Source organism: Lentisphaera marina, from assembly GCF_028745505.1.
Taxonomy (GTDB): Bacteria; Verrucomicrobiota; Lentisphaeria; order Lentisphaerales; family Lentisphaeraceae; genus Lentisphaera; species Lentisphaera marina.
This window is the reverse complement of sequence record NZ_JAQZZL010000003.1, coordinates 156589-167772: the sequence shown is the minus strand read 5'-3', so window position 1 is coordinate 167772 and position 11184 is coordinate 156589. Positions and strand designations below refer to the sequence as shown.

General features: G+C 42.7%; 11 protein-coding genes. 10 read left to right on the top strand and 1 reads right to left on the bottom strand.

The features are described from left to right. The first annotated feature begins 505 nt into the window (after positions 1–505). From PQO01_RS21545 to PQO01_RS21500, 10 genes are all read left to right on the top strand, one after another. Positions 506–982, top strand: a complete 477-nt coding sequence (locus PQO01_RS21545; protein ID WP_274316293.1) for a division/cell wall cluster transcriptional repressor MraZ — start codon at positions 506–508, stop codon at positions 980–982. After that, on the top strand, positions 982–1917 hold the full coding sequence (gene rsmH / locus PQO01_RS21540; RefSeq protein WP_274316292.1) for a 16S rRNA (cytosine(1402)-N(4))-methyltransferase RsmH: 936 nt from the start codon (positions 982–984) through the stop codon (positions 1915–1917). The genes PQO01_RS21545 and rsmH overlap by 1 nt, the downstream gene beginning before the upstream one ends. A gap of 18 nt (positions 1918–1935) precedes the next feature. Continuing rightward, complete coding sequence (locus PQO01_RS21535) at positions 1936–2304, top strand: hypothetical protein (protein ID WP_274316291.1); 369 nt, start codon at positions 1936–1938, stop codon at positions 2302–2304. 9 nt (positions 2305–2313) lie between these two features. Further along, positions 2314–4038: a peptidoglycan D,D-transpeptidase FtsI family protein gene (locus tag PQO01_RS21530; protein WP_274316290.1), complete on the top strand. Its 1725-nt coding sequence runs from the start codon at positions 2314–2316 to the stop codon at positions 4036–4038. After that, positions 4025–5437, top strand: coding sequence for a UDP-N-acetylmuramoyl-L-alanyl-D-glutamate--2,6-diaminopimelate ligase (locus PQO01_RS21525; protein WP_274316289.1), 1413 nt, complete (start codon positions 4025–4027; stop codon positions 5435–5437). The genes PQO01_RS21530 and PQO01_RS21525 overlap by 14 nt, the downstream gene beginning before the upstream one ends. Then, positions 5437–6804 (top strand): UDP-N-acetylmuramoyl-tripeptide--D-alanyl-D-alanine ligase, encoded by a 1368-nt coding sequence (locus tag PQO01_RS21520; protein ID WP_274316288.1) that lies wholly within the window; start codon positions 5437–5439, stop codon positions 6802–6804. The genes PQO01_RS21525 and PQO01_RS21520 overlap by 1 nt, the downstream gene beginning before the upstream one ends. Positions 6805–6806: 2 nt before the next feature. Beyond that, complete coding sequence (gene mraY, locus PQO01_RS21515; RefSeq protein WP_274316287.1) at positions 6807–7910, top strand: phospho-N-acetylmuramoyl-pentapeptide-transferase; 1104 nt, start codon at positions 6807–6809, stop codon at positions 7908–7910. A gap of 4 nt (positions 7911–7914) precedes the next feature. Beyond that, a complete protein-coding gene (locus PQO01_RS21510) occupies positions 7915–8265 on the top strand; it encodes a hypothetical protein (protein WP_274316286.1) in 351 nt (116 codons plus the stop codon). 160 nt (positions 8266–8425) lie between these two features. After that, entirely contained in the window at positions 8426–10048 is a 1623-nt protein-coding gene (locus PQO01_RS21505; RefSeq protein ID WP_274316285.1) for a DEAD/DEAH box helicase, read from the top strand. Positions 10049–10234: 186 nt separating this feature from the next. Then, entirely contained in the window at positions 10235–10627 is a 393-nt protein-coding gene (locus PQO01_RS21500) for an L-rhamnose mutarotase (protein ID WP_274316284.1), read from the top strand. Between the two features lie 16 nt (positions 10628–10643). Here the strand turns inward: PQO01_RS21500 and PQO01_RS21495 are convergent, their stop codons facing one another. After that, positions 10644–11177: a phytanoyl-CoA dioxygenase family protein gene (locus tag PQO01_RS21495; protein ID WP_274316283.1), complete on the bottom strand. Its 534-nt coding sequence runs from the start codon at positions 11175–11177 to the stop codon at positions 10644–10646. Positions 11178–11184: the final 7 nt, after the last annotated feature.

Sequence of the window (11184 nt, the reverse complement as noted above, 5' to 3'; positions counted from 1 at the left end):
CAGGGTGGGGGGATAGAGATGTTTTGGGATTATGATATGAGGGAGCGCTGCCCCTCATACACCCCGCGAGGAATTGCCATTTCTCGACCAGGCGGTAGAAGGCGTAGGGAGAAGTTAAATTTATGTAGGTAGTTTGGGGACTCTGTCCCCTTCCCAGCGAGGCTTGCCAGCCATCGACGGGCGAATGGTGTGAAGTTTATTGAAAAGAAAAGTATGAAGCATGCGGGACGCCTGTGATACCAAAGTGAAATCCAAAATTAAAAATTAAAAATTGAGAATTTAAAATTCTATGTACTCCTAGGGGCGGATAGGGGCGGAGTCTAAAACGGGGTTTTTGGAGGGCTTAAGTTTTTGAAAATGGCTGTTTTTAAGGGCTTTGCGAATTTTTCGGTAGAAAAAAATATTTCAAATAAAATTCATTTTCATAGTGGAAGCTAGTTGATGTTTTGTGCTTAATAGGGTAGTTTAGGAGGAAATAGGTTTAAATAGGTGAAAGAAGTTACAAATGCAATCTGACGAGATTATATTTACTGGCGAGTACGAGCATTCGGTCGATACTCAACGCCGGCTTGCGATTCCCCGCTCTTGGAGAGGTGGGGAAGGAGCTCGTTTGTACCTTCTGCCTGGAAAGGAAAAAATGATCCAAGTCATCCCTGAGTACATGTTTGCTGTTTTGAGGGAGCGCCTAAAAAAAGTTTCTTTTACAAACCCTAAGATGGCGAGAGCGCTGGCGGCCTTTGGTGCCAAGATTCAAGAGGTTCAGTGCGACAAGCAAGGACGTGTGCCTTTGCCAGCTAAAATGAAAGATTATGCGGGTATCAAAGGCGAAGCGGTTTTAGTCGGCGCTGTAACGACTGCACAAATTTGGTCCAAGGAACAATGGGAAACTGAACAAGATGATGAGATGGATCCCTATGCAATGCTAGATGGTTTGATGAATCAAGACGTCAGTTTAGATGATTTATTCGGAGAAAATAACTAATGCCAGACTTTCATCACATACCTGTTTTAGCTGATCAAGTGATCCAGGGCTTGCAGCCTCATGAGGGTGGTAAGTACATCGATTGCACTCTTGGTGGCGGTGGGCATAGCTCTATGATTCTTTCGAGTGATGAAGGCGTAAGACTGCTAGGGCTTGACTGTGACGACAATGCTTTGCGCGCTGCGGCAGAACGCTTGAGTAAATTTGGCGATCGCTTTCAGAGCAAGCGTTTAAACTTTCGTGATTTGGATAAGTTGCAAGATAACTCCGAGTGGAATCAAGTCGATGGTGTTTTGATGGATATTGGCGTTAGCTCACATCACTTAGATGAGGCGAGCCGCGGTTTTACCTATCGCGAAAATGGACCCTTGGATATGCGCATGGATCGTCGCCTTAAAGTAACGGCTTCGATGATCCTCAATAAGGAAAGCTTAGAGGGTTTAACCAAAATATTCCGTGACTACGGAGAAATGAAAGAGGCGTACCGTTTAGCTAAAGCCATTGTTGCAGATCGTGAGAAGCAACTCTTCACCCACACTGAGCAATTGGCGGGTTTAGCGGATCGTGTTTGCGTGAATCGCAATCGTCGTAAAAGGAATCCGGCGCCCACACTAGCTTTTCAGGCTTTGCGAATTGCCGTTAACGATGAGCTAGGTGCTTTGGAATCCGGCATGAAAGCGGCATTCGATCTACTTAAACCGGGCGGACGCTTAGCGGTCATTAGTTTTCATTCCTTAGAAGATCGCATGGTGAAAGAATTCTTTAAGGAAAAAGCGATTAGTTGTGACTGCCCTCCGGATATGCCGGTGTGTGTCTGTGGGCGCAAGCCACAAGTGAAAATTATAACTAGGAAGCCTTTGACCGCTGAGTCGAATGAGCTTGCCGAAAATACTCGTGCTGCATGTGCCAAACTACGTGTAGCAGAAAAAATTTAATAGTAAGAGGATAAGTAAATGAAAAATAAGAAAGACACGAAATTCGGTGGAAGCTGGCTCTTAATCTTTGATGCTTTATTGGTGTTAGTTTTAGCACTTGGTTATTTATATATGGAAACTCATGAAGATAAAATTCAGTCTGAGTTAACTTTGCAAAAGAAACTTCTTCACGAGGCTCAGGTTCGTCGTATCAACTTACAGGCGCAATTGGAAGAGAAGACTCAAAGTAGTTATATTTTTAGAAAGGTGAGAGAGTACAATTTAAATTTACATTCTCCCAATCCTAGTTATGTAACAGAGCTTTACCATATTCAAGATCCAGTTGATCCATTAGAGCAGCAGATGAATGCTGAAGGTCAGCTCGCTGTTACGACTGTTCAACCTTAATAAATAGAGATGCGCCAAGGATTTAGAGCACGTTTGGTCTTAGTTACGACTTTGGCCCTTATGTTCTTTTCTGTCTTGTTGGCGCGTTTTTATTATGTGCAAGTTCATCGTCATGATGAGCTTTTGAGCAAAGCGCAAAAAAAATACACCTCCAAGAGGCTATCCAAGGGTCGTCGTGGGATGATCTTTGACTCCACTCGTTCTCCCGCTCCCAATATTTTAGCCATGACTCGTGTGACTTATGAAGTCTTTGCGGAGCCTAGGCATATGGGTGCTAGGAAATGGGAGATTTTTGAAATACTCAAAAAAGAAACGGGTGTGAGTGATGCTGCGTTAAGACCGCGTTTTGAAAACGAAAAACTCGTTCAAGTTGTGGTCGCCAAGGGTATCACTATTGATAAGGTGATGAAGTTGCGTGAGATGAGCTTGCCTGGCTTACATTATAAAGAGTCGCAAAGTCGTTTCTACCCCAAAAATAATCTAGCTTCAAATCTCTTGGGCTTTGTTAGCCACACGGGCGATGGAGCTATGGGCATAGAGTCGAAGTACAATAAGCAGATGACGCCAACGAGTGGGGAAGTGGTTATTGAGCGCTCACGTCGGAACAAAGAGTTGCAGACTTTGAAAAGCGTCAATCCCAAAGATGGCTGGGATGTGTATTTGACCATTTCGGAACCGATTCAATCATTTATGGAAGAAGAGTTGGATAGGCTCGTCGCAGAAATACCATGTAAATCAGTTTACGCAATGATGACGGATCCACGCACGGGAGCGATTTTAGCGATGGCGCAAAGACCCACTTTCAATGCCAACGATCGTTCTACCATGACTCGTGATAAATATGCAAATCGCTTGCTAGAGGATGTTTTTGAGCCGGGGTCAATTATGAAGGCCTGCAGTATTTCTGTGGTCATGGGCTTGCGGAATTATTCTTTTAATGATCGCATTGATTGTGAGGATGGCATGTGGTATCACGCAGGCAAGCCTTTGAGGGATGCGGGGCACCATTATGGGAATATACCGATTTGGCAGGTGATTCAAAAGTCTAGTAATATTGGGACGGCAAAATTGGCTCTTAGTGTAGGGAAGAATGCGATGTATGCGGGTTTGCGTCGCTTTGGTTTTGGTGAACGTTCGGGTTTAAATATTGGTACTGAATCAAGAGGCATATTTCGCCATGTGGACAAGTGGGATGGTTTATCCATAAGTCGTATGTCGATCGGCCAGGGGATAGCGGTTACAGTGCCGCAAATGATGCAGGCTTGGGGAGCTATTGCTAATGATGGCAATATGATGCAGCTCAGAGTGGTGGATAAAGTAAAGAAGCCAGACACGGGGGAAGTGATTGAGTATCCACCGGTGCTAAAAAGAAGAGTTTTACCCTTGCGAGTTACGCAAGGAATGACGAATGCCTTGAAGACAGTGACACGCGATGGAGGGACGGCGCCAAAAGCGCATGTGCCAGGTTATTATGTGGCGGGCAAAACGGGAACGTCACAGAAATGGGTTAACAATGCTTATTCTAACCGAATTCACGTCGCTTCATTTGTCGGATATGCGCCAGCAGATAATCCGGAATTTGTACTGATGATTGTGGTGGATGAGCCCGCATACAAATACCGATATGGTGGAACTGCAGCAGCACCGACTTTTAGAAGAATTGCAGAGAAAACTTTACGTTACTTAAATGTTAAGCCCGACTTACCCGACGAAATTACTGATGAAGTCAAGTGAAGAAGTTTTAGCGAGTTTGGCATCCTTGAACCCAAGGGTGAGTGCACCACTAGCGGATGAGTTCTTAGGCTTTAGCGCCGATTCACGATTAATAAAAGAATCATATATTTTTTCCGTATTGAAAGGTCACCAGCAAAATGGTGAGTCCTTTATTACCGAGGCTTTGTCCAAGGGCGCGCCCGTTTTTATCTGTGATGAGTTTTTGGATGTGGCGATACCCCAGATTTGTGTTGATGACGTACGTAAAGCCAATGCTTTGCTGGCGAGTTTATTTCATGATGAAGTCAAAGATGAATTAAAAATCATTGCGGTGACGGGAAGCAATGGGAAATCTAGCACGGCGTTTATTATTAATTACTTGCTTAATCAATTAGGCAAGCGAAGTGCCATCATGGGGACTTTGGGGCATGGCTTGCCTGGAGAGGTGAAGGCAAGCTCTTTGACGACACCAGGCCCGGAAGAATTACATGCTTTTCTTGACGAGATGCATCAGCAGGGAGCGGAATACATCGTTTTAGAAGCTTCGAGCCATGGCTTAGATCAGCAGCGCCTCTATGGCTTAGGATTTGAAGCGATTCTTTTTACAAATTTAAGTGAAGATCATTTGCAGTATCATGGCTCTATGGAGAATTACTTTGCCGCCAAAAGAAAAATTTTTGACGAATATGAATCAAAGATTCAGGTGGTGAATAGCGACGATGAGCATGGCCAAAGATTATTGAATTCACAAGTGAAGACATTTGCGCAGAAGGCTGAGAGTGACTGCCAAGTATTGAGTCAATCAGTGAAACTCGAAGGGCATGAAATTGCTTTGCCTCAATTTTTGGGAGAATACAATATTTATAATGCAGCGGGAGCAATTCTACTGGTGATAGAACTCTTGGGTAATGAGTGCTTGGCAGAAATAGAAGAAGCGATGAAGATTTTTCCAGGCATCCCCGGTAGGATGGAACTTTTCGAGAAAAAAAATGGGGCAAAAATTATAGTCGATTTTGCTCATGCAGAAGAAGCTTTAGAAAAAGTTCTTTGCGAAGTTCGCAAATATTGTCAAGGGAAACTCCATCTCGTATTTGGTTGTGGAGGAGATCGGGATCCCGGGCGCCGCTTAGGAATGGGCAAGGCTTCGGATTTAGCTGATGAAGTTGTTCTGACGAATGATAATCCACGCAGTGAAGATCCCCAGAAAATTGTCGAAGAAATATTATCAGCAAAAAGAAAGCCAGCGCGAATTATACTGGATCGCGAAAAAGCTATTCGCAGTGTTTGCGAGGGCTTAGCAAGTGAAGATTATCTTGTTATTGCGGGCAAGGGGCATGAAGAAGTGCAAATTTTTAAAGATCACAGGGTTCATTTTAGTGATCGTAGTTTATGTAGAAAAATTATTGAGGAAGAGAGTTAATGTTGGACTTTAATGAGCTGTGCCAAGCAGTGGGTGGAGAGGTGTTGGTAAGCGACACAAGCTATGATGATTACCGAGCTTTTGAAAGTGATACACGCAAGGATTTAAATGACGCAGTCTTTTTTGCTTTTGAGGGAGAGAATTACGACGCTCACGATTACTTGGATTTAGCCGTTGAAAAAGGCGCGCGTGTTTTGGTGATCTCGAAAGAAATGGAGTTGTTAAGTCTAGATTCTGTGGCGATGATCAAAGTCTCCGACACGGTAGAAGCTTGGCAAAAATTAGGACGCTATTTACTGCAGAAACAAAGAAAAGCTAAGAGGTTTGGAATCACGGGTAGCTCAGGGAAAACGAGTACGAATGCAATTTTGAGTCATTTGTTGGAGGCTATCGTTCCCAATCGAGTATTGAGTACTTTAGGCAATACGAATAACCACATTGGAGTTACGCAAAATATTGTGCGCCTCAAAGGTGATGAGTTGTTCTTTAGTCTAGAGATGGGGACCAATCATCCAGGGGAAATTGCGGATCTCGCAAAGATCGTTGTAGCCCATGCTGCCATACTGACTTCAGTAGGTGCTTCGCATATTGGCAACTTTGACAACGAAGACGCCATATTTGAAGAGAAAATTGATATTTTCCGATATATGAATGCAGATGGTATAGCGGTGGTTCCTGAATACTTATCAGCACGCATTAAGCGAGCATTGAAGGATCGAAGTGATATAAGTATTATTTCTTTCGGTAAAGAAACGACTGCGGATGTGTGCTTATTGAATTATGATTTAGCTTTAGATAAAAGTGAGTTCTCGGTACGTTTAAAGAGTGGTGAAGTATTAAATCTAGAAAGTTCTTTAAGCGGTGAACATCAGCTTCTCAATATTTGTGCCTGCTTAGCTCTGCTCGAAAACTATCAGCAAGAGTTTTCTTTTGATATCAAAAATTTATCATCTCAAATTGCCTCCATAGAATTACCCGGGATGCGCATGAAGACTGAGCAAGTCGGGGAGCAGACTTTTGTCTTGGATTGTTATAACGCTAATCCCCAAAGTACAAAAGCTTTTCTTGCATGGGTGAAGGAAGTGTATTCTTCAGGGATTTTGGTCTTGGGGGATATGCTTGAGTTGGGGACGATGGCAAAAAAGTATCACCAAGAGGTTTTGGAACAAGCGAAAGCAATGCAGGGTTTTGATTTACTCACTGTGGGAGAATGTTTTCAGGAAGTTCATCAGGGTGAAAAAGCCTTTTTAAATAGTACTGAAGCCGGGGAATATTTAAAGCAAAGCATAAATACAAATGAGACCTTGTTTTTTAAGGGATCAAGGGGTATACAATTGGAAAAAATTTATCATAAACTTAGGGATTAAACATGCTTTATTGGCTGAGTCAATACGAGGATTCTCCACTTAGGATCTTTAAATATTTAACTTTCAGATCTGCGGGTGCAGCCTTGATCGCCTTTTTAATTGTGGTGGTCTTTGCACCAGTCATGATTCGCTTCTTGAAGGAGTTTGCCGTGGCTCCACAGCGTTTGGCGGGATTTGTCTCTGAAGAAGAGTTGTGCGCAATAAAGGGTAAGACTCCAGCAATGGGCGGGATTCTGATTATCATTGCCGTGTTTGTCTCCACGATACTGTGGGCTCGTCTCGATCTTATGGTGACTCGACTCTGTCTCATGGTGATGTTGAGTTTTGGCTTGCTGGGCTTTTGGGATGACTTTCGAAAAGTAAGACGAATGCAAGGGCCTTTGGGTAAAGATGGGGTCTCGGGAAAATTGCGTTTGTTTGCAGAAATGATTATTGCGATTGCCGCAATTTTTATTCTTTATCGTGCGCCGGACACACGTGATAGTGCACCGCTTTTAACTATTCCCTTTATGAAAGAAGCCTTGTTGTATATGCCCATGTGGTTTGCGATGATTTATGGTGTCTTTGTGCTTTGGGGAACTGGTAATGGCGTGAATATTAGTGATGGCATGGATGGCTTAGCAACGGGGGCAATGATCATTGCTATGATGAGTTATATGATAATCGCTTATTTGTGCGGTAATGTGGACTATGCGGAATATTTGAGTACGCCTTATATCAAGGGTTGTGGTGAAGCGGCAGTTTTTGGTGCGGCAGTTGTTGGGGCCTGTATGGGTTTCTTGTGGTACAATAGTAAACCCGCGGCGATGTTTATGGGTGATACGGGAAGTTTGGCTTTAGGTGGTTCTTTAGGCATTATGGCGATCATCGTTAAGCAGGAAATGATTTTGCCGATCATTGGTGGAGTTTTTGTGATGGAAGCGGGTTCTTCTTTGTTGCAAACCCTGTATTACAAAGCAACTGGGGGTAAACGCATCTTTTTGATGGCTCCCGTGCATCATCACTTTCAAAAGAAAGGTTGGTCTGAAACTCAAATTGTCACACGCTTTTGGATTATTGGTGCTATATGTGCCGCCGTGGGCTTAGCAACTTTAAAAATTAGGTAAGTAAATGAAAAAAATATTATGTATCTTTAGTCTATTTTTCTTAATGTCATGTAGCTTTTTTGCGCCAGTCGAAAGTGATCCGAATTGGCGTTTGACTGCGTATGAAATTTATGATGGAGCCTATAGCATTGAGTGTTATTACAAATTGAATGATGGCTCGAGAGTGGAGTTCCCGGCGACGGGAGTAAAACTCAACAAGCCTTTGGAAACATCTGGTGAAGTAGATGGTTGGAAATACGAATTAGAAGCGACGGCAGTGGTTCATGAAGGTGCTTTAATTGTCTACTATGAAGTGAGTATGGAGAAGGGCGGGATCGAAAAGAAAGGTGCAGGAGCGGTTTTTCCTCGTCAGTGAATTCAGTTGCTAAAGAAGTCGTTGTCACTTAATAATCGCCTTATGACTTTTAAAGTGCGATAATAAGTTCAAGTGAAGTAGGCTGGACAAGTGTAGGGGCTTGTAGAATAGGCATATCCCCCCTAGATTCAGCGAATTAATAAAAAATCGGAGAAATATATTGTTAGGCTTTTTAAAGAAAATTTTTGGAGGCGAATCAACGCCTGCAAAAGAGCAAGAGGCAAGTAAGCCCCAAGCCCAACAAAGCTCGAGTCAGAATAATAAGCAGGACGAGCAGAAAAAATCACAGAATAATCAATCGTCGCATGGGCAGAAAAAAGATCAGCCCCGTAAGCAAAATCATAATAACAAGAATAATCAGAAGCGCGATTCTAAACCTAAAAATAATAATCAGAAATCACACAAATCAGCTCATGTAGATGTAACGCCACTAACGCCGGCCAAAACTGATAATTCTTGGGTAGCACCCACGGAAATCCCAGTGGAAGAAGGCAAGAAAGCATTTCTCTCAATGGATTTGTGTCCAGCAGTTCAAAGAGCTATTTACGAAATGGACTTCAAATTTTGTACTCCAGTTCAAGAAGGTGTGCTTCCAATTTCATTGAAAGGCCAGGATGTAGCGGCTAAGGCACAGACTGGTACGGGTAAAACGGCGGCATTTTTGATTTCCATGTACAATCACTTTGTCAATAACCCACAATCAGAAGTTAAAGCGGGTACACCACGTGCACTTATCTTGGCCCCCACACGTGAGCTAGCGCTTCAAATTGGCGCTGATGCAGTGGGCTTAGGTAAGTATTGCGATATTCGCGTTGAGACTTTCTTTGGCGGCATGGATTTTGATAAGCAAGCACAGATTCTTCGCGGTCGAGTTGATATTGCCGTGGCAACACCTGGCCGTTTAATGGATTACCATCGTCGCAAGATGATTAACTTGCGCGAAGTTGAGTTCCTTTGTATTGACGAAGCTGACCGCATGCTCGATATGGGTTTCATACCTGATGTTAGAAAAATTGTTGGTTACCTTCCTGGGCGTGATAAAAGAATTACGCAGCTTTATTCAGCAACCTTGAATCAATCTGTACTTGATTTAGCATCGAGCTGGCTCAACGAAAAATATGAGAAAGTCGAAATCAATCCAGAAACAATTGTTTCTAAGAACGTCACGCAAAAAGTTTACACTGTAACGGCTAATCAAAAAGAGAACGTGATCTTATGGCACCTCAAAAATGAAGAGGTGAAGCGCATGATTATTTTTGCTAACCGCAAATTTGATTGTGAACGCCTAGCAGATAGGCTTTATCAGTATGGCGTTGATAAATTAGAGTTATTAACCGGCGATGTTCCACAAAAGAAACGCATGCGTATTTTAGAAGAGTTCCGTTCAGGCGCTGTGCAGGTCTTGGTTGCAACTGATGTGGCGGGGCGTGGTATTCACGTTGATGATGTTAGTCACGTTGTTAACTATGAGTTGCCTTATGAACCGGAAGATTACGTACACCGTGTTGGTCGTACTGGCCGTGCTTCTGCAAAGGGTAAATCCATTAGCTTTGCAGATGAAAATAGTGGTTTTGAACTTCCTGAAATTGAATGTTATATCGAGATGCAATTACCTGCAGAAGTTCCACCAGAAGGAATGACTGATGATCACGATAAAAAGCATAATGAACGTAAGTTTGCTCAGAAACGTGGTGGTAATAAAGGTGGGGGGAACCGCAGAGGCGGAGGCTCTCGTCACCAAGAGAGAAATGGTGGCCATCACCACCGTAACAAACGTTACTAAAAACTGATTTACTGAGCCTCACTTCTTTTGAAGTGAGGCTTTTTTTGTCTGTAAGACTTTCATTTTTTGCTGATCGAAATTTTGACAAAAGTCTATTTAGAAATTTTGGTGACTAAACAAGCTTGTAAAATACATAGAAAAAAGAGACATTGAGAAGATCAAATCAAACTAAGCAAGGACTGAGAAATGAGTGAAGCAATTTATGGTTCTACGAACCCCAAAGAAGCCGTGGATAAAGATGGAATTCAAAGATTCGGATCTGTGATTGAATTAGACACAGAGAAAGAAGCTTATTACCGTGAGCTGCACGCGAATGTGTGGGAAGGTGTTCAGGCAAAAATCCATGAATGTAATATGCGTAACTACAATATTTTTGTGGCTCCGATTGCTGGTAAGAAGTACTTGTTTAGCTTTTTTGAATACATTGGCACGGATTTAGAGGGTGACATGGGAAAATTCCCTCAGGATGAAGAAACACTTCGTTGGTGGAAGGAGACAGACCCTTGTCAGAAGCGTCTTCCAGGAACCCCAGAAGGTGAGCAGTGGTTCGGCCTTGAACGCGTCTTCTTTCAGGCGTAATTAGCTTTCATTAAGCTTATATTTTTTTACATAGAACTTGGAAGACGCGTCTTCTTTGTTCATGAGTCATTTTATTTGAACCGTGAAATAAGAGGGGTTTAAATAAAATGACTTCGCCGGCCTCGTTGTTGAGAAAGCTTATTTCCTTCTCGCCCGAATCCAAATGGCTTTTTGGGATCACTTTTAAAGCGCCGCTGAACTGATCGCTTTTATCTAAATTAAGTCTAAACCAAACACCACTTTTCTGTAGGTCTTGATCTTGATCTTCGTCTAAGTAGCTAGGGAAGTTTAAATCCTGATGTAGAGCTAGAGGCCAGTTTTGGCTTATATTTTTTTCGATATAAAAACAATAATTTGTCGTTATGAGCTTGAGCCCACATTTTAGTAAAGCCTGATTGACTAAGACTCTGAGTTTAGGGTATAAAGCAAAGACATTTTTTCTTTGTTCAAGTTCGAGATTATTTATTTGATCAGCACATTGCTCGAATATACTGAGTTCAGTAGAATTGAAGGGGAAGAGGGCTTTGTCATAGCCCATCTTTTCTAGCATAGTCATA

Excerpts from the sequence above, each read along its gene's own strand:
- PQO01_RS21530 (WP_274316290.1), top strand. The coding sequence starts at position 2,314 with ATGCGCCAAGGATTTAGAGCACGTTTGGTCTTAGTTACGACTTTGGCC.
- PQO01_RS21495 (WP_274316283.1), bottom strand. The coding sequence starts at position 11,177 with ATGCTAGAAAAGATGGGCTATGACAAAGCCCTCTTCCCCTTCAATTCT.
- PQO01_RS21535 (WP_274316291.1), top strand. The coding sequence starts at position 1,936 with ATGAAAAATAAGAAAGACACGAAATTCGGTGGAAGCTGGCTCTTAATC.
- rsmH (WP_274316292.1), top strand. The coding sequence starts at position 982 with ATGCCAGACTTTCATCACATACCTGTTTTAGCTGATCAAGTGATCCAG.
- mraY (WP_274316287.1), top strand. The coding sequence starts at position 6,807 with ATGCTTTATTGGCTGAGTCAATACGAGGATTCTCCACTTAGGATCTTT.
- PQO01_RS21500 (WP_274316284.1), top strand. The coding sequence starts at position 10,235 with ATGAGTGAAGCAATTTATGGTTCTACGAACCCCAAAGAAGCCGTGGAT.
- PQO01_RS21520 (WP_274316288.1), top strand. The coding sequence starts at position 5,437 with ATGTTGGACTTTAATGAGCTGTGCCAAGCAGTGGGTGGAGAGGTGTTG.
- PQO01_RS21510 (WP_274316286.1), top strand. The coding sequence starts at position 7,915 with ATGAAAAAAATATTATGTATCTTTAGTCTATTTTTCTTAATGTCATGT.
- PQO01_RS21545 (WP_274316293.1), top strand. The coding sequence starts at position 506 with ATGCAATCTGACGAGATTATATTTACTGGCGAGTACGAGCATTCGGTC.
- PQO01_RS21525 (WP_274316289.1), top strand. The coding sequence starts at position 4,025 with ATGAAGTCAAGTGAAGAAGTTTTAGCGAGTTTGGCATCCTTGAACCCA.